This window comes from Acinetobacter thutiue, assembly GCF_030385805.1.
GTDB classification, from domain to species: domain Bacteria; phylum Pseudomonadota; class Gammaproteobacteria; order Pseudomonadales; family Moraxellaceae; genus Acinetobacter; species Acinetobacter corruptisaponis.
In genome coordinates, this window is sequence record NZ_JAUDZE010000003.1 from 38,912 (window position 1) to 63,620 (window position 24,709).

General features: G+C 45.8%; 20 protein-coding genes and 1 tRNA gene. 15 read left to right on the forward strand and 6 right to left on the reverse strand.

Features of this window, described 5'->3' with window-relative positions; all coding sequences use genetic code 11:
* Positions 1–4: 4 nt before the first annotated feature.
* The 10 genes from leuA (at position 5) to QTA56_RS08880 (ending at position 9,160) form a co-directional block, all read left to right on the forward strand.
* Positions 5–1,702 carry a 2-isopropylmalate synthase gene (leuA, locus tag QTA56_RS08835; RefSeq protein WP_267980632.1) on the forward strand — a complete coding sequence of 566 codons (1,698 nt, stop codon included), beginning with the start codon at positions 5–7 and terminating at the stop codon, positions 1,700–1,702.
* A gap of 81 nt (positions 1,703–1,783) precedes the next feature.
* Positions 1,784–2,944: a homoserine O-succinyltransferase MetX gene (gene metX, locus QTA56_RS08840; RefSeq protein WP_267980633.1), complete on the forward strand. Its 1,161-nt coding sequence runs from the start codon at positions 1,784–1,786 to the stop codon at positions 2,942–2,944.
* Entirely contained in the window at positions 2,944–3,537 is a 594-nt protein-coding gene (gene metW / locus QTA56_RS08845) for a methionine biosynthesis protein MetW (protein WP_267980634.1), read from the forward strand. Before metX ends, metW begins: the two co-directional genes overlap by 1 nt.
* Positions 3,534–4,121 (forward strand): tetratricopeptide repeat protein, encoded by a 588-nt coding sequence (locus tag QTA56_RS08850; RefSeq protein ID WP_267980635.1) that lies wholly within the window; start codon positions 3,534–3,536, stop codon positions 4,119–4,121. The genes metW and QTA56_RS08850 overlap by 4 nt, the downstream gene beginning before the upstream one ends.
* Positions 4,122–4,233: 112 nt before the next feature.
* Entirely contained in the window at positions 4,234–4,674 is a 441-nt protein-coding gene (locus QTA56_RS08855) for a hypothetical protein (protein WP_326498149.1), read from the forward strand.
* 69 nt (positions 4,675–4,743) lie between these two features.
* A complete protein-coding gene (rdgB, locus tag QTA56_RS08860; protein ID WP_267980637.1) occupies positions 4,744–5,367 on the forward strand; it encodes an RdgB/HAM1 family non-canonical purine NTP pyrophosphatase in 624 nt (207 codons plus the stop codon).
* Positions 5,368–5,534: 167 nt separating this feature from the next.
* Positions 5,535–5,750 (forward strand): Sec-independent protein translocase subunit TatA, encoded by a 216-nt coding sequence (locus QTA56_RS08865; RefSeq protein WP_267980638.1) that lies wholly within the window; start codon positions 5,535–5,537, stop codon positions 5,748–5,750.
* Between the two features lie 12 nt (positions 5,751–5,762).
* Complete coding sequence (gene tatB / locus QTA56_RS08870) at positions 5,763–6,203, forward strand: Sec-independent protein translocase protein TatB (RefSeq protein ID WP_267980639.1); 441 nt, start codon at positions 5,763–5,765, stop codon at positions 6,201–6,203.
* Positions 6,200–6,970, forward strand: coding sequence for a twin-arginine translocase subunit TatC (tatC, locus tag QTA56_RS08875; RefSeq protein ID WP_267980640.1), 771 nt, complete (start codon positions 6,200–6,202; stop codon positions 6,968–6,970). Before tatB ends, tatC begins: the two co-directional genes overlap by 4 nt.
* Before the next feature lie 201 nt (positions 6,971–7,171).
* Positions 7,172–9,160, forward strand: a complete 1,989-nt coding sequence (locus tag QTA56_RS08880; RefSeq protein ID WP_267980641.1) for a PhoX family protein — start codon at positions 7,172–7,174, stop codon at positions 9,158–9,160.
* A gap of 43 nt (positions 9,161–9,203) precedes the next feature.
* On the opposite strand, the gene QTA56_RS08885 is transcribed toward QTA56_RS08880, so the two are convergent.
* On the reverse strand, positions 9,204–9,986 hold the full coding sequence (locus QTA56_RS08885) for an NRDE family protein (protein WP_267980871.1): 783 nt from the start codon (positions 9,984–9,986) through the stop codon (positions 9,204–9,206).
* Positions 9,987–10,107: 121 nt separating this feature from the next.
* On the opposite strand from QTA56_RS08885, the gene lgt reads away from it, so the two are divergent.
* The gene (gene lgt, locus QTA56_RS08890; RefSeq protein ID WP_267980642.1) at positions 10,108–10,920 is read left to right on the forward strand and encodes a prolipoprotein diacylglyceryl transferase; all 813 of its coding nucleotides are present in this window, start codon (positions 10,108–10,110) and stop codon (positions 10,918–10,920) included.
* A 117-nt stretch (positions 10,921–11,037) separates the two neighbouring features.
* Positions 11,038–11,412, forward strand: coding sequence for a type ISP restriction/modification enzyme (locus tag QTA56_RS08895; RefSeq protein ID WP_267980643.1), 375 nt, complete (start codon positions 11,038–11,040; stop codon positions 11,410–11,412).
* Here the strand turns inward: QTA56_RS08895 and wrbA are convergent.
* Positions 11,409–12,008 carry an NAD(P)H:quinone oxidoreductase gene (gene wrbA / locus QTA56_RS08900; protein ID WP_267980644.1) on the reverse strand — a complete coding sequence of 200 codons (600 nt, stop codon included), beginning with the start codon at positions 12,006–12,008 and terminating at the stop codon, positions 11,409–11,411. The two genes, QTA56_RS08895 and wrbA, sit on opposite strands and share 4 nt — an antisense overlap.
* A 111-nt stretch (positions 12,009–12,119) precedes the next feature.
* On the opposite strand from wrbA, the gene QTA56_RS08905 reads away from it, so the two are divergent.
* The gene (locus QTA56_RS08905; protein ID WP_267980645.1) at positions 12,120–13,382 is read left to right on the forward strand and encodes a YihY family inner membrane protein; all 1,263 of its coding nucleotides are present in this window, start codon (positions 12,120–12,122) and stop codon (positions 13,380–13,382) included.
* A gap of 52 nt (positions 13,383–13,434) precedes the next feature.
* Here QTA56_RS08905 and QTA56_RS08910 read toward each other — a convergent pair whose 3' ends face one another.
* The 3 genes from QTA56_RS08910 to QTA56_RS08920 form a co-directional block, all read right to left on the reverse strand.
* Positions 13,435–13,770, reverse strand: coding sequence for a septal ring lytic transglycosylase RlpA family protein (locus QTA56_RS08910; protein WP_267980646.1), 336 nt, complete (start codon positions 13,768–13,770; stop codon positions 13,435–13,437).
* A gap of 76 nt (positions 13,771–13,846) precedes the next feature.
* Entirely contained in the window at positions 13,847–14,488 is a 642-nt protein-coding gene (locus QTA56_RS08915) for a fumarylacetoacetate hydrolase family protein (protein WP_267980647.1), read from the reverse strand.
* A gap of 29 nt (positions 14,489–14,517) precedes the next feature.
* The gene (locus tag QTA56_RS08920) at positions 14,518–15,015 is read right to left on the reverse strand and encodes a YcxB family protein (RefSeq protein WP_267980648.1); all 498 of its coding nucleotides are present in this window, start codon (positions 15,013–15,015) and stop codon (positions 14,518–14,520) included.
* 195 nt (positions 15,016–15,210) lie between these two features.
* Between QTA56_RS08920 and QTA56_RS08925 the strand changes: the two genes are divergently transcribed.
* The gene (locus QTA56_RS08925; protein WP_267980649.1) at positions 15,211–16,509 is read left to right on the forward strand and encodes an SRPBCC family protein; all 1,299 of its coding nucleotides are present in this window, start codon (positions 15,211–15,213) and stop codon (positions 16,507–16,509) included.
* Positions 16,510–16,568: 59 nt separating this feature from the next.
* Here the strand turns inward: QTA56_RS08925 and QTA56_RS08930 are convergent.
* Positions 16,569–16,645: transfer RNA gene (locus QTA56_RS08930), tRNA-Arg, on the reverse strand.
* Positions 16,646–17,155: 510 nt separating this feature from the next.
* Here QTA56_RS08930 and QTA56_RS08935 point away from each other — a divergent pair.
* Positions 17,156–24,622: a hypothetical protein gene (locus tag QTA56_RS08935; RefSeq protein ID WP_411956090.1), complete on the forward strand. Its 7,467-nt coding sequence runs from the start codon at positions 17,156–17,158 to the stop codon at positions 24,620–24,622.
* Positions 24,623–24,709: the final 87 nt, after the last annotated feature.

Genomic DNA, 24,709 nt, shown 5'->3' on the forward strand with positions numbered 1-24,709 from the left:
TCTCATGATGTTGGCTGACCCAAGCAAAAAATACCGCCGTATGTATCAACGCGTGGATTTACCAGATCGCCAATGGCCGAACAATGAAATCAATCAGGCGCCAATCTGGATGAGTACCGATCTTCGTGATGGTAACCAGGCCATTTTTGAACCGATGAACATGGATCAAAAATTAAAAATGTTCCATATGTTGGTCAAAATTGGTTTTAAACATATTGAAATTGGTTTTCCATCGGCTTCACAAATTGATTTTGATTTTACTCAAAAATTAATTCAGGAGAATTTGATTCCTGATGATGTGTATATTGAAGTGTTGGTACAGGCCCGTGACCATTTGATCGAACGTACCTTTGAGTCTTTGGTCGGTGCAAAACGTGCGATTGTGCATATCTACAACTCAAACTCTCCGACTTTCCGTAAGAAAGTATTGAATGTCGATGCCAATGGTTCAAAACAGCTTGCCATCAATGCAGCCAACAAAGTCAAGGAATATGCGGCGCAATATCCTGCAACTGAATGGATATTCCAATATAGCCCAGAATGTTTCTCTGCAACCGAATTGGAAGTTGCCAAAGATGTCTGTGATGCGGTCACTGAAATTTGGGAAGCGTCTCCAACCAACAAGGTGATCTTGAACTTGCCTGCCACAGTTGAGGTGTCTACACCCAATGTCTATGCCGACCAAATTGAGTGGATGCACCGCAACTTGGCACGCCGTGATGGCGTGATCATTTCAGTTCACTGTCACAACGACCGTGGTTGTGGTATCGCCGCTTCCGAATTGGCCATCATGGCAGGTGCTGATCGCGTTGAAGGCTGTGTGTTTGGTAATGGTGAACGTACAGGTAATGTTGACGTTGCCGCAATTGCCTTGAATATGTACACACAGGGTGTCGCACCAAACTTGGATTTCTCCAACATCAATGAAATCATTGCAACCGTTGAGGAATGTACGGGCTTGCCTGTGCACCCACGTCATCCATATGCAGGTGATTTAGTCTTTACCGCATTCTCTGGTTCACATCAGGATGCAATCAAGAAAGGCTTTGAGTTCCAGAAAAATGAAGAAATCTGGGATATGCCATACTTGCCAATCGACCCGAAAGACTTGGGCCGTGATTATGACGCAGTAATTCGTGTCAACAGTCAGTCTGGTAAGGGCGGTATCGCCTACTTGTTGGAATCGAACTACAACGTGGCTTTACCGCGTCGTGTACAAATCGAGTTTAGCCAGATTGTACAGCAACATACTGATGAAAACGGTACAGAAATCAGCGCGCATCAAATTTGGGAATTATTCCAGAACACTTATGTTGATGTAAAAAATCGTCATTACCAGACCAAGCATTATCAATTGTCTGATATTAATGGTACACAGATCATTGAACTGGACATTGAGATTGAGGGTGAAATCCAGCGCTTACGTGGTGAAGGCAATGGTCCAATCTCTGCCATGTTGAATGCATTACAGTTACCAATTGATGTGGTGAACTATGAAGAGCGCAGCATCGGTTCAGGTGCCAATGCCAAGGCCCTTGCCTTGATTGAGCTTCAGGTCAAAGGCACAGGTAAGAGCGCATTTGGTGCAGGTGTACATGACAATATCGTCACCTCGTCCATTGAGGCAATTATTGCCTGTACCAACCGCCTGATTGAACAGGGTGTGTTGACGACTGACCAAGTGGTTGCCGCAGCTGTTTAACGAAAACAATCATTTAAAAAGGATACCAGAGTTGGTATCCTTTTTATTATTGATAAAAGATTTATAGGACGAACGATTCCAGTGTCTTTTCCATCGGATTCTGTGGGCTTAGTCACTCCACAAAAATTTTCATTTGAAGCACCTTTAGAACTTGAGTGTGGGCGTATATTGCCCCGTTTTGATTTAATGGTTGAAACCTATGGAACACTCAATGCTGACAAATCCAATGCCATCCTCATTTGCCATGCATTGTCAGGACATCATCATGCCGCGGGTTATCATCACCAAGATGATAAAAAGGCGGGCTGGTGGGATGGTTGCATTGGGCCTGGAAAAGCCATTGATACCAACCATTTCTTTGTGGTGTCACTGAATAATATTGGCGGTTGTAACGGCTCTACAGGACCAACTTCTCCTAATCCTGAAAATGAAAACCGTCCTTATGGTCCAGACTTTCCATTAGTGACCGTACGTGACTGGGTCAAAACCCAAGCCATGCTGTCTGACCGTTTGGGCATTGAAATCTGGTTTGCCGTGATCGGTGGTTCGCTGGGCGGTATGCAGGCCCTGCAATGGTCTCTGGACTATCCAGACCGCTTAAAGAAATGTGCCATTATCGCCAGTGCACCAAAACTTTCGGCACAAAATATTGCCTTTAATGAGGTTGCCCGTCAGTCAATTCTGTCTGATCCAGATTTCCATCATGGACGTTATCTGGAACATGACAGTTATCCAAAACGTGGCTTGATTCTGGCGCGGATGGTGGGTCATATCACCTATCTATCCGAAGAAGCGATGAAACAGAAATTTGGTCGAGACTTAAAATCAGGCAAGTTTATGTATGGCTTTGACGTTGAGTTTCAGGTGGAAAGCTATCTGCGTTACCAGGGCGAACAATTCAGCCGTAATTTTGATGCAAATACTTACTTGATTATGACTAAGGCATTAGATTATTTTGACCCCTCGCGTGAATATGAACATTCATTAACAAAGGCGATGCGTCAACCGAAATGCCAGTTTCTGGTAATTTCATTTACCACCGACTGGCGCTTTAGTCCAAGCCGTTCGCAGGAACTGGTGGATGCCTTGCTTGACAACCATCAGCCTGTCAGCTACCTGGATATTGATGCTGAACAGGGTCATGACTCGTTCCTGTTCCCTATCCCGCTGTATGTGAAAACATTACGGGCATTTTTAGGTGGAGCGCAACAGTTGCAATCGACCCGTTTGGAGAATATCTGATGCGTATAGATCAACGACTGGCTGAAAGATGGATTAAACCTGATTCCAGCGTACTGGATTTAGGCTGTGGTGATGGTGAATTACTGGCCCATATGAGCAAACAGCATAATATTCGTGCTTATGGATTAGAAATTGATCAAGAAAAGATTGCAATTGCCATCAGTCGGGGGTTAAATATTATTCAACAGGACTTAAACTTGGGGTTAAGTCGTTTTGCCGACCAGTCTTTTGACTCCGTGGTCATGGCACAGGCGTTGCAGGCGGTCGATGCGCCCGATGTACTACTCCGTGACATGGTGCGTGTTGGCAAGCAGGCAATCATTACTTTTCCAAACTTTGCATATTGGAAGACCCGATCTTTTTTAGCATTAAAAGGGAAAATGCCTGTTTCGGAAGCTTTACCGTATATGTGGTATAACACGCCGAATATTCATTTATGTACTTTCCGTGACTTTGAAGCCTTATGTGCTGAGAATCGGATTAAAATTATTAATCGACTTGCCGTTAATGGTGACCAACAAGGTAGTATGCTCAGCAAGCATATGCCGAACCTATTTGGTGAAGTCGCAATTTATCGAGTGAGCGCTCTATGAAAAAGACATTAATCAGCACATTTTTATTTGGTCTGATCGGTATGCAGGCGCACGCTGACTATGTTGCCCAACCACAATCGGTTGCAACGCAGGCAGCACGGTATTCAGTGATGAGTGTCAGTGAATTACAAAGCGCAGCGAAAGCGGGTCAGGCAGGTGCACAGTTTTATTTAGCAACGCGTTACCAGTATGGTAAAGATGTTGCCAAAGATGAGAAACAGGCTTTCACCCTGTTTAAGGCGGCGGCTGACCAAGGCTTGTCTGCTGCACAGCTCAATGTTGGGCGTATGTATGCTGATGGGATTGGCACACATAAAGATGAGGCTTTGGCACGCAAGTATTTTGAAAAGGCAGCAAGCAATGGCGATAACCGCGCCAGCTTTAACCTTGCGATGATGGAAGAGCAGAAGAAAAACTATGTGGGTGCTTACCAGTGGTATGAGCTTTCAACCCGTGATGGCATGCTTGACACTAAAGTGATTAGCCTGTCTGAAGGTAAGAAAACTGCTTTGGCTGCCAACCTGACTCAGGACCAGATACGTACTGCACGTGACCGTGCGGATAAATGGATTCAGGCTCAATAATTTTAATTTATAAATTCTACTTTTAACAATGATGGCCTTTAGCATAGATCAAGTTGATATAAGCTAAAGGCCATTTTTTATCCTCATTCTTTTCTAATAAAATATTTATTGAATGAAAATATCGTTTAAAGTTATATCTTATTCGAATGGAGTGTATTCGGGTCTTAACATGCAAATTATTCCCTATGATTTGCAGCGAAATCCTAATTGTCATAATTCGATTGTTATTGATGAATTAGCCTTTTCCTTAATAGAACGGTTGTTTCTAGAAAATGAAAGCCCTTGGTCTCATTGGGGTTGCACATATTTAAGTACTCAAAAAACAATTTTAATTTTAAGAAAACTGAATGAATATAAATCTTATTTGAGTTCCAAAAAATATTTAACTTATAGAGATGATGTTAGACTTCTTTTTAAACAGGAAACCAAAATTTTTAAGAAAAAATTCCCTAAATATAAAAATGAAGTCATGATGATGATTGACCAGTTAATTTTATTTCTAACAAATATTTTGGAAAAAGATATTGATGGTATTACCGTGATTGGAGTTTGATTTCTCAAGACTCAATCTCATACCCCAAATTAAGTATAATCACTATTAAGTTTTATTGAGATTTTTACAATGTCTACTCCTCACTGGTTCAATCAAGGCAGTCTTGTGCTGGCAAGCAATAACAAAGGTAAAGTTGCGGAATTTGAACATCTTTTTCAGCAACTCAATCTGCCTGTTGAAATTATTCCCCAAGGAAAACTCAACATTGAAGATGCCGTCGAAGATGGTTTGAGCTTTGTGGAAAATGCCATGATCAAGGCACGTCATGCAGCCAGAATTTCGGGTAAACCTGCGATTGCTGATGATTCAGGTTTATGTGTGCCGATTTTAGGTGGTGCACCTGGCATTTACTCCGCACGTTATGCAGGCGAACATGGCAATGACGCTGCCAATAACCAAAAGCTTTTGACTGACCTTGTACCATTCCGCAAAGAGGGTGAAGCGATTGAGGGCATGTTTGTCTGTGTTCTGGCGCTGGTGACTCATGCAGAAGACCCACTGCCACAAATCTTTCAGGGCATCTGGAAAGGTGAGATTTTAGAAGCTGCCCGTGGAGAAAATGGTTTTGGCTATGATCCCCTATTTTGGCTGCCTGCACTCAATCTTTCCAGTGCGGAACTCAGCAAGGAAGAGAAAAGTAAAATCAGCCACCGTGGTCAGGCAATGCAATTATTTAAAGCGAGTTTAATCTAATTTCTACAGAAGCCTGAACCGCATATTCAGGCTTCTTTCTCCTCATTCTTTCCCTTTCGTATAAAAATCATTTTGCATCATTCTTGTCGCAAAACTGCAATATAAGTGTCACATCCCTGTCATGCCAAACTGTTGAGATATATCCAAAGTTTTAGAGGAATATCATTATGGCGGGTTTATCAATTTGGCATGTGCTGATTTTTGCAATTGTAGTCATTTTACTGTTTGGTACATCAAAGCTTAAAAACCTCGGCAAAGATGTGGGCGGTGCAGTAAAAGACTTTAAAAAATCAATCAAAGAAGATGAGGCGGCAGCATCTTTAAATGAACCTCGCACCATTGATGCCCAGGTTAAAAATACTGAAAGCTCAGTTAAAAGCTAAGCGAGCATCACTATGCTGAATTTGGGAATGACCGAGATATTTTGCTTTGCCGTGATTGCATTGCTGGTGCTCGGTCCTGAAAAGCTCCCTGAAGCTGCGCGTTTTGTGGCGAAGTGGTATGGAAAAATCAAGAAGTTTATCAACAACGTTCAGAATGAGATTGATCGTGAGCTAAAACTTTCCGAGTTTCGGGAAGAAATGCAAAAAGAGATTGAGAAAATTACCGAACTCGAACGTAGAGTGCAAAAACAGCTGGATGAGCTAAAAAATACTCAGGCAGCAACTGAACCTGAACAGGTACAGCATCAAGCCAAAAGTCCAGCAAAATACACGCCTCACTCCAGGCAGGCTGTTCTCCCTTTCAGTGTTCAATATCAAGCATTATTGGCTCAACAGCCTGAGTCAAATCAATCGACCAATACCTTTGAAACAGAATTAAAGATTGCCGTATGAGCCAGTTGCCCTCCACTTCAGTCAGTGCTGAAAACCTCGAACAAATGCCTGTGATGCAGCATTTGATTGTGTTGCGCCAATACCTGTTTAAGATCGTTGGGGTGACGATTTTTCTATTTTTCTGTTTATTGCCATTTAGAAACCAAACCTATCAATGGCTGTCTGAACCGCTAAGGCAGCAATTGCCAGCCACTTCAACCATGATCGCCACAGATGTCACGGCGACATTTATGGCCCCCTTTAAGCTAAACCTGTTTGTCGCTTTTATGCTGGCAATGCCCTACATCATTTATCAGGTTTGGTCATTTATCAGGCCTGCGCTATATGAGAAAGAACGCCACTTAGCCATTCCCCTGTTGTTGGGCAGTATTGTGCTGTTCTATTTAGGGGTGGCTTTTGCCTACTTCATTACCTTGCCAGCCATTCTGCATTTCTTTATTAGCGTATCGCCTGAAACTGTAGCGCCCATGACAGATATCAATAGTTATTTGAGTTTCTGTCTAAAGCTATTTCTGGTATTTGGTTTCACCTTTGAAATTCCAATTATTACCTTGGTGCTTATTTTGATTGGTGTAGTCAGTACGCAAAGCCTGATTGAAAAAAGACGTTTTATTGTGGTGGGCTGCTTTTTTATTGCCATGTTTGTAACCCCACCCGATGCCTTGTCGATGATCATGCTGGCGGTACCGATGTGGATGCTGTTCGAGTTAGGACTGTTGTTAGGAAAGTTACTGGAAAAACGCAAACTTGAAAATGAAAATAGCTAAAAGAATAGCTTTTACCTGAGATAAAAATACGACAAGAATCGAGGCCTATCATTGGCCTCATTTTTATTGCAGTTTTATATTATTTTGATTTCACATAGAAAAGTGTCTTTAAACTGCCTTAAAAGTGTCAAAAAAATGTCATCTGTCATTCATAGAATCTATCAGGACTTATTTACCATTAATTAAAGATACGGATTTATTATGACAGCCAATACCAATCAGCCAAGTCGTCGTGATATTTTAAAATGGTTCGCGGGTGTTCCGTTTTTACCATTGGGGGCAATGAGCACAGCAGCCGTGTTAACGGGTTGCAATGATGATGACAATAATGTTGTTACCCCGCCTAAACTGGCTAAATTCAAGAATGCCAAATTCACCCCAATGGCGGCGCCATCAACCACTGCGGACATGGCTACCACGTCGGTCAAGTCAGGCCTCACCATTACCTGGGATGATAATACAACCACCGAGTACAAACTGGGTTATCAGGAGTTTTTCCGTACAGGTGCGGAAGTTGACAACATTGATGGTGGCAAGATTATTGCGGGTAGTTACTACGATATTAACAACCAGCCAATCAAGGACAGCTCAGTTCCAGCTCAGACACGCCAGTTCTTCTCTGACTCTCCTGATGGTTCATCGCTGATTTATCTTGAGGGCGCAAGTGTTTCAGGTGTAACCAACCCTGTATTCCATGTGGTTCAGTTTGAATACACCACTAAAAATCTGGCAAATCAAAGTATGTACGGCAAGTTGCCATCACCAATTGCGGTGCTTACGCTGGATCAGGATCAAAAGACGGGTCATCTGGCATTGAAGAAATACCATAATGTCGATATGTCCAAAGTACATGGTCTATGGATCACCTGTGGTGCTAGCCTTTCTCCGTGGAATACTCACCTTTCCAGTGAAGAATATGAGCCTGATGCATTTGACCAAATCGGTTCAGATCTCGCAATGCTCAAAGCATATAGTAAAAACCTGTATGGCAATGAAAATACTGCAAATGCCTATAACTACGGTCATCTGCCAGAAATCATCCTTGATGGCAAGGGACGTGCAAAGGCGGTTAAACATTACTGTCTGGGTCGTATCTCACATGAACTGATTCAGGTGATGCCAGACAATCGTACCGTGATCATGGGTGATGACTTTACCAATGGCGGTTTCTTCATGTTCATTGCAGATAAGGAAAAAGACCTATCTGCGGGGACCTTGTATGTGGCCAAGTACACCTCTGAGCTAAACGAAAGCTCTACCGCTGCCATCAAGTGGATCAAGCTCGGTCAGACCAACAGCAAGACCATTGAAGACCTAGTCAATGTCCGTGGCATCAAGGCTGAACACATTATGGAAAGCCTGAAAGCTGAGCCTGCTGATGCAACAGGCTATACCAAGATTGTGCTGGATGGAAAATCACTCTGGGTAAAACTCAAGGAAGCCAACAACGGCTTTAGCAAGGCTGAGATTGAACTGGCTGCCGCGTTCCTTGAAACTCACCGTTATGCGGCGCTGAAAGGCGGCAGTATGGCGTTTACCAAGATGGAAGGCACCACAGTCAATATCAAGGATAAAGTGGCTTATTCCGCGCTGGCAAATATTCAGGATTCCATGATTGGCGGAAATTCAGCCTGGGTTGAATCATATAATGTGAAATTCAAGAAAACCATTAAGGCAGGTGGCGTGCTTGCCCATGACCTTAAAGGCAGTCAGGTTGACCAGCAGAACGGCGTGATCAACAGTGAATGGGTACCTGCCCAAAGCCATATGTTGCTGATTGGTACAGACATTGCGGAAGATGCACTGAAAAACACCGCTGATCCAAACAACATTGCCAGCCCAGACAACCTGAAGTTCTCTGAAACCTTGCGCACCCTGTTTATTGGTGAAGATAGTGGTAACCATACCAATAACTTCCTATGGGCATACAATGTCGATAACAAGACGCTGGACCGTATTCTTTCCACCCCAGCAGGTGCGGAGTCAACAGGTTTACATGCGGTGGATTCTGTCAACGGCTGGACCTATATCATGAGCAATTTCCAACATCCAGGCGACAGTTCAAAGATTCCAGCAGATGTAAAAACAGCGGTGCTAAACAACTATAACAATGGTTTTAGCGCGTGTGTTGGCTATATCACGGCGGATGTGTTGCCATCGGTTGAGAAAAAGACTACAACCACCAAATAGACCAGATTGTTCAATGCAAATGCCGACCTTATGTCGGCATTTGTTATTTCAGCAAATCAATATTCCTTTCCACAGTATTTCCCTGATCTTCACCCTGTTGTGACTTTTCCAGCCACTGCCATTGCTCAGATGTAAGCCTTAAAAAATTTGAACAGCGTGTCCCATAAATCGGGCTTTGGATAAAAGTCGAGGACAGCAACGCTTCCATTTCCTGACTAATGCCTGTATCTGGCAATAGATTTGGGATGATTTTCCGTTCATCCTCCAGAATGTCCCAGACCGCAGACTCTAGATCCAATTCCGAGACTTGGGGTTGCTGTAGCATGGGTAAAAACTCCTGGGTAAAGCGTTTACGCAGATGTCTGGTTTTCTGCCAGTCTTCAGACATTAAGCCATTTGAGACGACATAGACGCCATTGGCCAGAACCTGTGGCGCTTCACCACGATTGCTCATATACACCGCCTGTTCACGATCACCCACAAACAGGTTAAAGCCCGCATAGTCCTGCTGCTTCTGTTCCAGCATTTGTGCAAAGCGGATGGGAGCCAAATCACTTTCCAGAAAGTCCTGAATCAGGTGTCCACGTGAAGTGCTGTACTGGTTCTTGTCCCGACCATTGCGGAAGTTGGTCACGATTGCCCAGCGACCTGCTGCGGTCACGCCCATCCATGTTCCACCCGACTGCAAGTCCTGCCCTGCCACAATCGGGCAGTTTTCCCACTGATGCAGAGGAGCACTGGGACGATGGTAAAACTCATCACGGTTTGAAATGAGGCAAAGTGGCATATTATCCAGCACATGCCATGCAAAAGCGACAATACACATTGATCCTGTTTTCACTCATTTAGCGTCTGCTGACTTTCACATTGAATGTACAACATTTTTCACATCATTCCGCTACAATCTGCTCAAAACTTAATTTCAAATTCTAAATTGAGGAACAGCGATGCTGACCTATCCAAATATTGATCCAGTGGCACTGAGTTTAGGGCCAGTCAAGGTACACTGGTACGGATTGATGTATCTCTTGGCATTTTTATGTGCATGGGGCTTGGCATCTTACCGAGCCAAACAGCGTGATGGCTGGACAGCCGACATGGTGTCCGACCTGGTCTTCTACGGCGCTTTGGGTGTGGTACTGGGTGGTCGGGTGGGCTATGTCCTGTTTTACGAGTTCGGCAAGTTTCTGGAAAACCCACTGTGGTTGTTTCAGGTCTGGACTGGGGGCATGAGCTTCCACGGCGGCTTCCTTGGTGTGATGATCGCCATGCTGTTCTGGTGTCGGAAATACCAAAAAACATGGTTTCAAACACTGGACTTTATTGCACCCTGTGTACCAACAGGTCTGATGTTCGGTCGTATCGGCAACTTTATTGGTGGTGAGCTATATGGCCGTCAGGTAACCAATCCTGATTATCCTTTTGGCATGATTTTCCCAACAGACCCGTTGGGCTTGGTTCGTCACCCGTCACAGATTTATCAGGCACTATGTGAGGGCCTTATCCTGTTTATCGTGTTGTGGTGGTTTAGCTCAAAGCCCCGTCCACGTATGGCAGTTTCAGCTTTATTCCTAATGGGCTATGGTGTGGCACGCTTCTTTATGGAATTTTTCCGCCAACCCGATGCAGATCAGGGCTTTATCCTGTTTGGCTGGATGACCAAAGGGCAAATCCTAAGCTTCCCAATGATTATTATTGGGCTATGGATGATGTGGTATGCCTACCGTAGAAAAATCTATGACTGGCAAATAACCAAATAAACATGATGGGAGCTGATGCTCCCATTTTTATTTTTAAAATTGTCATCCATTCAATTGAATTGCCAATCTTGAATAGAAGCCTTTATAGTTCATCTAAGACTAGGGGGAATTTATCAAATGGAAACAGCACATGGAAATTCACAGTATTTTAAAACTGATCAACTGTTTCTATCCCTATCACCACTGCAACTCAATCTTGATATGGTTACCCAGATTGAAAAAACCTTAGGCCTGAGCCTTATTTCAGAACAACAGCCACATCGGGTTTGTTTTGCCAACCAGAACGCAGAACTTCAGGATGCCTATAAACAGGTGTTTACCGCAACTAATTTACTGGATTATGTTTATGCAGTGTTGATCTCAGAAAAGGGAAATACAAACAGAATACAACTGCTCAATCCAAACTTACCCGCGATTCCCTACCCAACTGACAATCTAACTTTCTGGAAATTGGTGAAACTGGGCCAGCAATATCGGCTTTCCCTGAGCTAAAGTTTACCAGCCAAAGCCTGAACCACTTCGCCCAGGCGTTTGCCCTGCGCCTCACACAGGACTTTTTCATCCTGACTGAGACCCTGGTCATGGCGAGGCCCACTGACATGGCTTGCACCATAGGGGGTGCCGCCTGTTTTGGTATTGGATAATGCAGGGATTGAATTGGGTAAGCCCAGTATCATCATGCCATGATGAAATAACGGCGGTAACATGCTCAGCAAGGTACTTTCCTGCCCACCATGCATTGAACCTGAAGAGGTAAACACACAGGCAGGTTTATTGTGCAATGCGCCATTCAGCCACAAACTGGTGGTTTGATCCCAGAAATACTTCATTTCGCTGGCCATGTTGCCAAAACGTGTTGGTGAACCAAGCGCCAAACCTGAACAATGGGTGAGATCATCTAGGGTACAGTAAATGTCTCCCTCAGCAGGAATACTCGGCTCAGCCTCAGTCACCACAGTGGCCAGATTTGGAACGGTACGAATACGGGCAGTGACACCCGCAGCCTCAATTCCATCTGCAATCAGGTGTGCCATCTGTCTGGTTGAACCATATTTACTGTAATAGAGAACGAGAACGTAAGGTTGCATCACTTTCAATAATTTTGTTAAAAAGAACACTATACGATATTTTTTATATTTTTAGCGGTAATAAGTCCTGTGAAATGCATAGGATCTTGATTAAAACAATAGGATGAACCCATGATCTTCGAACGATATCTAAACAAACTGCCTTTTTTAGAAAAAACATGGTTTCAATTTATTGTATTTGTGTTACGGCGTTTCAAGGCTGATCGCTGTCAGGAACAGGCGGGTTCCCTTACCTATACCACCCTGTTTGCCGTTGTTCCCATGCTGACCGTTTTCCTGGTCATCATTTCCTCCATCAAGGCACTGGAACCTGCCCGACAACAACTGCAACAACTGATCTACAGCAACTTTTTGCCTAAAAGCACCATTGCCTTTGATAAGGCACTGAACGCATTTACCGAGAAATCCAGTAACCTCACCGTGATTGGGGTGCTGTTTCTTTTTGTCACCACCGTATTGATGCTGTCTTCGATTGAAACCGTTTTCAATCGTATCTGGCGGGTCAAGGAAACCCGTACAGGCCTGATTGGCTTTATGCGTTACTGGACCATTATTTCACTGGGCCCAATCATTTTAGGCAGTGCGTTTGTACTTTCCTCAACTGTCGCCTCAATGAACATTCTCAGCAACAACTTTGCAGGCTATCAACTCAATGGTTCATTAATCTTATGGTTGATTTCATTTCTACTTACGATTGCTGGCTTCTTCATTTTATACTGGACCATTCCAAACCGCACTGTCCCGATCTTTTCAGCAGTCATTGCCGCCTGTTTCAGTGCAACGGTTTTCGAAACCCTGAAACGTCTATTTGGCTGGATTATGAGCAACTTCACCAGCTATGAAATTGTTTATGGTGCATTTGCTGCCGTTCCCATTTTCCTGCTCTGGATCTATCTGTCCTGGAACATCATCTTACTGGGTGTGGAAGTCAGCTATGCCCTCACTGCATTTCATTCAGGCAAGGAGCAAAAGCGCCACCCAATCTTGATGTTACTCGACATGCTGGAGCTGTTTTATAAAAAACAGCAAATCGGTGAAAGTGTCAGTGAAACGGAACTGCTGGATATTATTGGTCGTGGTGAATTGGGGCGTTTACCTGCTTATGTCCTGCAACTTGAAAATCAAAATCTCATCAAGCGCACAGACAAGGATGAATATGTGTTGGTACGGAATTTGGCACAGGTTGATTTCTGGAGTTTCTTTACCGCTCTTCCTTATCCCTTGCCTTTACGCCCTGATGTCTTCAATGTGCATCAGGATGATGAATGGATGGAGCGACTTGGCCCCGCCCTGATTGAAAGCAACGACTATTTGGCGGCTAAACTGTCTATTCCCCTTTCAACCATCTTTGAGATGTCAACGGAACCGAAATAAATCTGCATAGCCAATGACTTTAGCAGGTGAGTCATTGGCTGCTTTCAGATATTTATTTTAAAACTTTAATTTTTACCTTACAGGCTCCCTGTTTGGGAGTTAAGCCAATTTCCTGTGCGGCAGATCTTGATAAATCAATCAAATGGCGACCAAATGCGCCACGATCATTGATCCGTACCACAATCGATTTATTGGTTTCCAGATTGGTCACTTGCACCTTGGTACCCAATGGCAAACTGGAATGTGCAGCCGTTGCCTGTGAGGGATTATAACGTTCCCCACTGGTGGTTTTCTGCCCTTGAAAACGGTCTGCATAGAGACTTGCTGTACCCACCTGGGCAAATACAGAGCTATTAACCAAACAGAAGACGAAGAAAATATATTTCATTTTTGATGACTTCTTATACACATGACAACATGCTGATATTTGCAATCTTAACCCTCAGCATGTTGCAAATGCATAATTATGGTCGGACAAAAGTATTCCAGTCATATTCCCCAGACTGGGTAATCAGTTTTAGGGTGAGTTGATCATTTGGCTGTAAAGCACCTACACCCGCTGGTGTTCCCGTCATGATCACATCGCCCGTCTGTAGGCTAAATGCCTGATTAATATCAATCAATAAATCGGCAATATCAAATATCATATCTTTGGTGAAACCATGCTGGCGTTCAGCACCATTGATGGTCAAGATCAGTTCAAGTTCCTGTAGGTCACCAATCTCATCGGTTTCAATCCATTCACCCAAAATACATGCACCATCAAAGGCTTTGGCACGTTCCCACGGATGCCCCTTGGCTTTTAGCTCACCCTGTAAATCACGCAGGGTTAAATCCAGTCCCAGTGTCAGTGCTCCCACCGCCTCCAGCACTTTTTCCCGATCTGTTTCTCCAGACAGGGGATGTGCGATTTGCAGGCAGATTTCACATTCATAGTGGCATTCACCCAAGGCCTTGTTCCAAGTGATCCCCTGTTGCAAAGTGCCTAAACTGCTGGGTGGCTTCATGAATAACATGGGACGCTCAGGCATGGCATTGCCCAGCTCCTTAACGTGCTCTGCATAGTTTCGACCGACACAAACAATTTTTGATGGATGAATACTCATGGCATTTCCTTATTTATGCGAAAGATTATTTATTTTTTAAAGCTATTTTCAAATTTACTTTGCGCTGCTGAATCCGTAAACGCCCGTTTTGGCACAATCACCACGGTATGGTTTTTCAGTTCCAGCATATAGGTTAGTTTACCAATGGCGAAAGACTGCACCTCGGCATACTGCGCACTTTGCTTTTTACCTGTGGCATAAAGCTCAAAATGGTCCTGATATAGGTCAATGCCCTGTTCACTCTTGCCAAACTGATAGCGGACAAACTGTCGTTTAAACAACATCGGCAGCAACCAATAGCGCATCAGCCCCTGCATGATCAGGAAAAAGGCACCCAATGCAACGTAGTAACGCCCCACACCCGAAAAACCAAGATAAACACCCCATACAATAATGGCGATACTAATCAGTGGGGTTAAAAAACGGGTAAAGGTCTTTTTACCAAAGGTCACTAAAGCAAAACCATCCTGGGACTCTTCTAAATTCAGGTAATAACGCAGGGATAGCGCTGGACGTTGTTCAGACATGCTCGACTTCAATTTGTTTCATCATGGATAGGCGTAAATATTACACCAGTTTAGAGGCTAAGACGTTGTTTTACACAATATGGCTATTCTTTACACACAAAAAAATTTATAACTATTTTCCAATTTACTGGCATTGATCAAGATTGAAATGCTGAATTTCTAACTCAGTCACTTATAAAAAATCAAAGGAATGTGATGTCTTATTTTACCCGCCTGCTATGTACAGGTATTTTATTCGGGATCAGTCAAATTGGTTTTACTCAAATCATTACATGGACAGACAATATCCCAAGTGCCTTGCAGCCTTTTCAGAACAATCCACAGCTCTTGGCCAGTTATACACAGGACACTATTTTTATTTATGGCCACCCTGCGGTAAAAACCTCGGTACCCACCCTGAAAAGCAATCCTCAACCCAGTGTCAGCTTTACTTCCGCCGCCATCATCGTTCCCGCCAATACACAACACGTGGCGAAAACGCTGACGGACTTTAGTCATTACGTGGGGCTGTTTCCAACCTTAAAATCAGCCAAGACCATTGAACAGTCGGGCAATATCGTACAGGTGAAATACAAGGTCTCAATTCCAACACCAATTCCCGTACTCAATTTCAATGAGGATGTCACCCTGCAACACCAGATCAAGCCAAACAGCATCGCCAGTCTGGTCATTGACGCCCCCATTCCCTATGGCGTCGGAAAACTGGAATGGTTTGCGCTGGATGAGCATCGGACCCTGGTGACATTAACCCAGTGGGGTGACCTCAACCAACCGAAAGGATTTATTTTAAAGAAAATTTTAAACGCGATTCCTGAGGTCAAGCTTGGAGTTCCCAGCACTGGCAACGCCTTTGTTCTAGAGGCTTTAAGAACCCGTTTTATTGGACAAAACACTGCTCCACTTGATGGCGGGCAAATGCCAAGCCCTCAACTCAATGCAGCCCAGCTCACAAAAATCGCCCAGCTCAGCCAGACATCACAGCAACCCGTTAGCTTTCTGCATGCTCCAACCACTATCATGTACACGCATGGACGTGAAGCCATGCGGTTTTCCACCACCTATCAGTTTTATAAACAAACACCACAACAGCTACAGAAATGGCTCACTCCATTGGCCTATAAGGATTTATTCCCTCGGCAAATCAAAAAGGTGGTGACCACCCCCATTCAGAATCAGGGACAGGATGCAGATATTCAGGTCAATGTGGGCTTAGGTGTCATTAATATTCCATTTGCCTTTAAACTGCATTTTAATTATCCCAATGCCACTGAAAATAATTTTTATGCCAATGGCGGTGACTTGCGTTTTATTAAAGGCCAGATGGGATTTACCGAGCTTAATCAGGGTACTTTATTTAAAATGACCACCAGCATGAAAATTGATGAAAAAGCGCCATTTTTACTCAGGGCAATGCGAAGCCTGCCGTATCATGACGTATTGCCAGCAGTTGGCGGTAATGCGGTGTTTGTGCAGAAAATCAAGGCAAAAGCATAAGGCATAAAAAACCGCATTTAAGCGGTTTTTTTCAATCTTTATCTTTCGATAAATCAAATTGGTGCGCTCAGAGAGATTCGAACTCCCGACCCCTTAGTTCGTAGCCAAGTGCTCTATCCAGCTGAGCTATGAGCGCGTATTTGATGGAGGGCATTATACGCATTTTTTTCCAATTGATAACAACTTTCGCTCAAAACAAGTTTAACTGATTATAGATTCAACACTTTCTGCCTAAAAATCTGCATACATAAACGAAACATTTATTTTCAATTCAAATACAGGCTTATAAATTGTTTATTAGAAACAATAAAAATATCCATTTTCACATTCTTTTCTTATTTAATTTCAACATAATAAAATTATTTTAATTTAACTAAATAGATTGTTAATGGCTTAAAACCCAGTATTTTCCCTGCCTCTTGATGACCTTTGCATATATCCCGCCTAAATTAAATATATCGTTAATCAAATATAAGCTTTTGATTTATTTAAACTTCAAAACAATATAAAAATATCGTGATAAAAATAACCATATTGACAATAAATAGATAACCAATAAATACTATTGATTAAATTATGAGACAGGAGTCACATAATTATTTAGAAGTAAATAAAACAAAACTCCAATAATTATAGGTATATCGATATGTTATTTAAAAGTATTTTATCACCAATTACAGGCATCCTCTTTCATTCTAATAGCAATAGCCAAACAACGACTACACCTATAACTCACACGACGAATAACGTGGTGGTCGATAGCAGTACAGTCACTACAAATAGTGGCCTTAACGGCGGGCAAGGCTTATTAAATGGAATTTCAGCAGGTAATGGTCAACAGAACTATGGTGCTGGTGTAGGTAACGGTTACGGTCTCACTTTCCCTCTTCCTTTCACAACAGCTTTCCATTCAATCAACAATCCAGCCACAGGCACAACACCAGCCATCAATACAACCTCAACCAGTTCCTCCGTTTTGCTCCACGATAACGACACCACCAATAATGGCAATACAGGTACTGCTGGTAATGGCAGCAGTGGCGGCTTATTGAGTGGCGCGGCGGCAGGTAATGGTGATCACAATTATGGCGTTGGCAATGGTAACGGTGATGATGTCAATCTCACACCTTCCCTAACCATGCCATTTGATGCCGTAGGCAGTTCAATTTCTGCCGTTGGTGGTGGTACTCATGCGATCAACACTGCACCCACCACTTCTCAGGTCATCATTGAAGACAATGACACAACCAACAACAGCAATAGCGGTGCTGGTGCGGCGGGTAATGGCAATGGTGGTGGTTTACTGACGGGCGTTTCAGCAGGCAATGGTGAACATAACTATGGTGTCGGCAATGGCAACGGTGACGATGCCAGCATCACCACACCATGGACCACACCTGTTCAGGCTGTGGGCACCTCAATTTCTGCGATTGGTGCAGGAGATATAAACTCAGTTAATACAGCCACCACAAGCTCTACCACCCATATCCAGGACAATGACAGCACCAATAACAGTAACAACGGTACAGGTGGTGCAGGCAATGGCAATGGTGGCGGCTGGGGCAACGGCCCTGCGGCGGGCAATGGCGAACAAAACTATGGAATCGGCAGTGGCAATGGTGATGATGTGGATGCCACCATGCCAGTCACCGTCCCATTCCAGGCGGTAGGCAATGCCATTACGGGAGTGGGCGGCGGCGATGTCAATTCTGTGAACAACACCTCAACCAGTTCCAGCACACTCATTGAAGACAATGACACGATCAACAACAGCAACAATGGTTTTGGTACGGCGGGTAATGGCAATGGTGGTGGTTTATTAAACGGTGTTTCAGCAGGCAATGATGAACATAACTATGGCATTGGCAATGGCAACGGTGACGATGTTGATATCACAACGCCATGGACGACCCCTGTTCAGGCGGTAGGAAATGCAGCCACCATCATTGGCGGTGGCGATGTTAATTCTGTCAATACATCAGCAACAACCTCCACTACACATATTCAGGACAATGACACCACCAATAACAGCAATAATTCGATAGGTGTTGGAAATACAGGCGTTGGCGGCTTAGGCAATGGTCCTGCGGCAGGCAATGGTGAACAAAATTACGGGATTGGCAATGGCAACGGCGACGATGTTGACGGCACCATGCCTGTAACCGCCCCATTCCAGGCACTTGGTAACTCGATCGCAGGGATTGGTGGTGGTGATGTCAGCTCAGTCAACACTGCACCAACAACCGCAACCACCATTGTTGAAGACAACGATACAACCAACAACAGCAGTAATGGCGTTGGCGCTACAGGCAATGGCACCGATGGCGGTTTGTTAAATGGTGTTTCAGCAGGCAATGAGGAAAACAACTACGGTATCGGCAATGGCAACGGTGACGATGCCAGCATCACCACACCGTGGACGACACCTGTTCAGGTACTGGGCAACTCATTTGCAGGCGTAGGCAGCGGTAATGTTGACTCAGTCAATACCGCACCAACCACAACATCGAACCTCGTACTCGACAATGACACCACCAACAACAGCAACAATGGTGCTGGTGGCAACACAGGCAATGGTATTGATGGTTGGGGCAACGGCCCTGCTGCGGGCAATGGCGAGCAAAACTATGGTATCGGCAACGGAAATGGTGATGATGTTGACATTACGGCACCTGTTACCTCCCCTGTCCATATCTTTGGCAATTCCGTTGGCAATGCCGATAATTGCGATGACAACAGCGTTTCCTCAACCAATATCGCACCAACCACAACCTCAAATGTTGTTTATGACAATGACACCATCAACAACAGCAATAACGGTGTAGGTGGCGATACAGGCAATGGTCTTGGTGGTGGTTTACTCAATGGTGTATCGGCGGGTAATGGTGAACACAATTACGGCATTGGTAATGGTAACGGCGATGATGTTGGCTGGACATCTCCAATCGTAACACCAGTCAATGCAATGGGTAATGGTGTTTCCTGGTTCGGTACAACCAGTGAGGGTGCAGGCAATACCTCACATAATGTGGCCACAACCAACACCACAAATACCGTTCATGACAATGACACCACCAACCAAAGCAATAATGGAACAGGCGATGCGGGTAACGGCATTGGTGGTCTGGTCAATGGCTTTGGTGCGGGCAACGGTGAGCAGAACTACGGTATCGGTAATGGCAACGGCGATGATGCTGATGTTACTGCACCATTTACAGCACCAATGAATGCCCTGGGTAATGAGGTTAGCGCATTTGGCAATGCGCACAATTCATCCCATAACGATGCATCCACCACCACAACCAACAATGTCTATGACAATGACACCACCAATAACAGTAACAACGGTTCTGGGGTTGACGGTACGGCAGGCAATGGCATTGGTGGTTTACTGAATGGTTTTGGTTCAGGCAATGGTGAGCATAACTATGGAATCGGCAACGGCAATGGCGATGACGCAAGTATCGTCATGCCAGTCACCATGCCAGCAAATGCACTGGGCAACTCATTCTCTGGACTAGGAAATGCAACCTCTGACTCGGTCAACAACTCATCCACCACCACCGTAAACCACTTTGAAGATAATGACACCACCAAAAACAGTAACAATGGTACAGGGCTTGGTGAAATTTCTGGGAATGGTATTGGTGGCTGGGGCAATGGCGCAGCAGCAGGCAATGGCGACCATAACTACGGCATTGGCAACGGAATTGGCAACGACACCAGTATTGTCATGCCAATCGCCACCCCACTCAGCGCTTCAGGCAATGCATTCTCTTTCCTGGGGGACGCAACCTCCAACTCAGTCAATGATTCATCAACCACGACCACAAACTACTTCCAGGACAATGACAGCGTCAATAACAGCAATAGTGGTGGTGTCGGCGGCACAGGTAGTGGTTTAGGTGGCCTGCTCAATGGTGTTGGCGCAGGCAATGGTGAACACAATTTCGGGATTGGCAATGGCATTGCTGACGATGCAGGTATTGTCGCGCCGATTACCGCACCTGTGAATGCCTCTGGTAATGCGTTCTCCATCTTTGGTGACGCAACATCAAACTCTGTCAACAACTCATCCACCACAACGACAAACTACTATCAGGACAACGACACCACCAACAATAGTGGCAACAATGGCGGCAGTGGTGGCACAGGTGGCGGTGCATTAAACGGTGTATCCGCAGGGAATGGTGAACACAACTATGGTATTGCCAATGGCATTGCAGATGATGCCAGTATCGTGATGCCAATCACCACACCAGTTAATGCATCAGGTAATGCATTCTCCATTTTTGGCAATGCAACATCAAATTCTGTCAACAATTCATCAACCACCACCAACAACCATTTTCAGGACAATGACAGTACCAACAACAGTGGCAACAACGGTACTGGTGGAGCAGGAGGTGGATTGGGTGGCGGATTACTGAATGGTGCTGCTGCGGGCAATGGCGAACAAAACTATGGTATTGGCAATGGGGTTGCAGATGATGCCAGCATTGTGGCACCAATTGCGATACCAGTGAATTTCTCAGGAAATGCAATCTCACTCTTTGGAACCGCAACTGCAAACTCAACCAACAATGCAGGGACAACCACTCACAATACCTTTGAGAATAACAACACTGAGAACAATACAGGCAGCAATGGCACAGGTGGTGTACTTGGTGGTATTGCATCGGGTAATGGCGACCATAACTATGGCATCGGTAACGGTGTGGGAGATGGCGCAAGCTTGCTGACACAAATTACCATTCCAATTAATTTCTCAGGCAACGCAATTTCTGTGCTCGACTTAAATGCCGTAGGAAATGGTGACCTGATTACGCCAGCAACAAATCTGGTGACTCTCGTTACTGGTGATGCTGACAGTACAGGTGTATTGGGCACAGCAATGGGTGCGGTTGATGGCGCAGCAACCAGTATTGGCAACATTACATATAGCTTGGGTAATGGTAATCCTCTTGATATTCTCACAGGTACAATCGGCGGCGTCATTGGTGGAGATAGTGGTAATCCACTTGAAATCGTTACTGGTACGATTGGCGGTGTAATCGGCGGTGACGGGGGTAATCCTATTCAAATTATTACCGACACCATCAGTGGCCTAGTGAATGGTGACTGCGGATGTGATGGTGACGGCGGTCCTCTGGGTGCAGTGACTGGCATCATCGGCGGCATCACAGGTGGAATTGGCGGCGGTGACGGCGGTCCTCTAGGCGCAGTAACTGGCATCATCGGTGGTATTACTGGTGGAATCGGTGGCGGTGACGGCGGTCCTCTCGGTGCAGTCACTGGCATCATCGGTGGTATCACAGGTGGAATTGGTGGTGGTGACGGCGGTCCTCTTGGTGCAGTCACTGGCATCATCGGTGGTATCACAGGTGGAATTGGCGGCGGAGACGGCGGTCCTCTAGGCGCAGTGACTGGCATCATTGGCGGCATCACAGGCGGAATTGGTGGCAGTGACGGCGGTCCTTTGGGCGCGGTCACTGGAATTATCGGTGGCATCACAGGTGGAATTGGTGGCGGTGATGGCGGGCCTCTCGGCGCAGTCACTGACATTATCGGCGGCATTACTGGTGGAATTGGCGGTGGTGACGGTGGTCCTCTTGGTACAGTGACTGGCATCATCGGTGGTATCACAGGTGGAGTCGATGGTGGTGATGGCGGGCCTCTCGGTGCAGTGACTGGAATCATTGGTGGCATCATGGGTGGCGACCTCGGCAACAACCCTGTCACTGGCGTGATCCAGACAGGCATTGATGTGCTTCAGGGCGTGGAAAGCCTCAAAACTGAAATCATCAACACAGGTATTGAAACTGTGGGTGGCGCCATCGGCGGCATCTTCCCTCAGGTACACCCTATTGTTGATCTGACCAACCTCGGTACGCTCACCTTTGAAACATCAAGAGATACTGTAAACGGCACACTTGAAACCATTTCCGACCTTGCTGGGGCTGACATTGGCGGTGCAGTTGGTTCTGCAACGGGTGTGATTGGCACACTGATTAACAATGGTTCAACAGCTGGCGGTCTTGTTCAGCATATTGCAGGCGACCTCACTGATGTCGGTGGCATCATCGGCGGTGATGGCGGGCCTCTGGGCGCAGTCACTGGAATCATTGGTGGCATTACAGGTGGAATTGGTGGTGGTGATGGCGGTCCTTTGGGCGCGGTCACTGGAATTATCGGTGGCATCACAGGTGGAATTGGTGGTGGTGATGGCGGTCCTTTGGGCGCGGTCACTGGAATTATCGGTGGCATCACAGGTGGAATTGGTGGTGGTGACGGTGATCCTCTTGGTGCGGTGACTGGAATCATCGGTGGCATCACTGGCGGAATCGGTGGTGGTGATGGCGGGCCTCTTGGTGCGGTCACTGGAATCATTGACGGCATCACAGGTGGAATCGGTGGTGACTGTGGTCCTCTTGGTGCGGTCACTGGAATTATCGGCGGTATTACAGGTGGAATTGGCGGTGGTGACGGTGATCCTTTAAGTGCAGTCACTGGAATCATCAGTGACATCACAGGTGGAATTGGTGGTGGTGACGGTGGCCCTCTTGGTGCGGTCACTGGAATCATTGACGGCATCACAGGTGGAATCGGCGGTGGTGACGGTGGTCCTTTAGGTGCAGTCACTGGAATTATTGGCGGCATCACGGGTGGAATCGGTGGTGGTGATGGCGGGCCTTTAGGCGCGGTGACTGGAATCATCGGTGGTATTACAGGTGGAATCGGTGGTGGTGATGGCGGTCCTCTCGGTGCAGTCACTGGAATTATTGGTGGCATCACGGGTGGCGACCTCGGCAACAACCCTGTCACTGGCGTGATCCAGACAGGCATTGATGTGCTTCAGGGCGTGGAAAGCCTTAAAACTGAAATCATCAACACAGGCATCGAGACTGTGGGTGGCGCCATCGGCGGCATCTTCCCTCAGGTACACCCTATTGTTGATCTGACCAACCTCGGTACGCTCACCTTTGAAACATCACGTGACACCGTAAACGGCACACTTGAAACCATTTCCGACCTTGCTGGGGCTGACATTGGCGGTGCAGTTGGTTCTGCAACGGGTGTGATTGGCACACTGATTACCAATGGCTCAACAGCTGGCGGTCTTGTTCAGCATATTGCAGGCGACCTCACTGATGTCGGTGGCATCATTGGCGGTGACGGCGGTCCTCTCGGTGCAGTGACTGGAATCATTGATGGCATCACTGGTGGAATTGGCGGCGGTGACGGCGGTCCTCTCGGTGCAGTGACTGGCATCATTGGTGGTATCACAGGTGGAATTGGTGGCGGTGATGGCGGTCCTCTAGGCGCAGTGACTGGCATCATTGGTGGTATCACTGGTGGAATTGGTGGTGGTGATGGCGGTCCTCTAGGCGCAGTGACTGGCATCATTGGTGGTATCACTGGTGGAATCGGTGGCGGTGACGGCGGTCCTCTTGGTGCAGTGACTGGCATCATTGGCGGCATCACAGGTGGAATTGGCGGCGGTGACGGCGGTCCTCTCGGTGCAGTCACTGGCATCATTGGCGGCATCACAGGTGGAATTGGCGGCGGTGACGGTGGTCCTCTAGGCACAGTGACTGGCATCATTGGTGGTATCACAGGTGGAATTGGCGGCGGTGACGGCGGTCCTCTAGGTGCAGTGACTGGCATCATTGGTGGTATTACTGGTGGAATCGGTGGCGGTGACGGCGGTCCTTTAGGCTCAATCACTGACATTATTGGTGGAGACCTACTCACTGGCATTGCTCAGCCAATCCAAAATGTGATTGGTGGCAATCTATCTCTTGACAGCCTACAAAGCACTGTAAATGGTCTGTTCAGTAGCGAGGGAGGTTTGCTTGGCAATGTGGGTGAGCTTATTTCCATCAATGCAGGCGGAAGTGGAGATGATTGTGGCTGTGGTACCAATAGTATGACCCATACGGGCGTTGACAGTATTTTAAATTCTGTTCTCGGTCCAGTCACTGGCAGCCATAGCATCGCTGTAGGTGAACCTAATCCAAATGGTGGCTCTTTAGCTGATCTGGTTTCATTACCAACCTCTTTACATAACGTGACTGACAATCTGTTCGGTTCGTTATTCCATCATTTCTAATAAAAAATGACAAAAAAAAGCCGCTGTCATCAGCGGCTTTTTTTATAACGATTATTTTTCATAGCCTAGCTTCAAATTACAGGCATA

Coding starts and splice junctions, on each gene's coding strand:
- rdgB (WP_267980637.1), top strand. CDS start 4,744: ATGTCTACTCCTCACTGGTTCAATCAAGGCAGTCTTGTGCTGGCAAGC.
- QTA56_RS08855 (WP_326498149.1), top strand. CDS start 4,234: ATGAAAATATCGTTTAAAGTTATATCTTATTCGAATGGAGTGTATTCG.
- QTA56_RS08915 (WP_267980647.1), bottom strand. CDS start 14,488: ATGAGTATTCATCCATCAAAAATTGTTTGTGTCGGTCGAAACTATGCA.
- QTA56_RS08895 (WP_267980643.1), top strand. CDS start 11,038: ATGGAAACAGCACATGGAAATTCACAGTATTTTAAAACTGATCAACTG.
- QTA56_RS08905 (WP_267980645.1), top strand. CDS start 12,120: ATGATCTTCGAACGATATCTAAACAAACTGCCTTTTTTAGAAAAAACA.
- QTA56_RS08925 (WP_267980649.1), top strand. CDS start 15,211: ATGTCTTATTTTACCCGCCTGCTATGTACAGGTATTTTATTCGGGATC.
- lgt (WP_267980642.1), top strand. CDS start 10,108: ATGCTGACCTATCCAAATATTGATCCAGTGGCACTGAGTTTAGGGCCA.
- QTA56_RS08910 (WP_267980646.1), bottom strand. CDS start 13,770: ATGAAATATATTTTCTTCGTCTTCTGTTTGGTTAATAGCTCTGTATTT.
- QTA56_RS08920 (WP_267980648.1), bottom strand. CDS start 15,015: ATGTCTGAACAACGTCCAGCGCTATCCCTGCGTTATTACCTGAATTTA.
- metW (WP_267980634.1), top strand. CDS start 2,944: ATGCGTATAGATCAACGACTGGCTGAAAGATGGATTAAACCTGATTCC.
- QTA56_RS08935 (WP_411956090.1), top strand. CDS start 17,156: ATGTTATTTAAAAGTATTTTATCACCAATTACAGGCATCCTCTTTCAT.
- leuA (WP_267980632.1), top strand. CDS start 5: ATGATGTTGGCTGACCCAAGCAAAAAATACCGCCGTATGTATCAACGC.
- wrbA (WP_267980644.1), bottom strand. CDS start 12,008: ATGCAACCTTACGTTCTCGTTCTCTATTACAGTAAATATGGTTCAACC.
- tatC (WP_267980640.1), top strand. CDS start 6,200: ATGAGCCAGTTGCCCTCCACTTCAGTCAGTGCTGAAAACCTCGAACAA.
- QTA56_RS08880 (WP_267980641.1), top strand. CDS start 7,172: ATGACAGCCAATACCAATCAGCCAAGTCGTCGTGATATTTTAAAATGG.
- QTA56_RS08865 (WP_267980638.1), top strand. CDS start 5,535: ATGGCGGGTTTATCAATTTGGCATGTGCTGATTTTTGCAATTGTAGTC.
- QTA56_RS08850 (WP_267980635.1), top strand. CDS start 3,534: ATGAAAAAGACATTAATCAGCACATTTTTATTTGGTCTGATCGGTATG.
- tatB (WP_267980639.1), top strand. CDS start 5,763: ATGCTGAATTTGGGAATGACCGAGATATTTTGCTTTGCCGTGATTGCA.
- QTA56_RS08885 (WP_267980871.1), bottom strand. CDS start 9,986: ATGTGTATTGTCGCTTTTGCATGGCATGTGCTGGATAATATGCCACTT.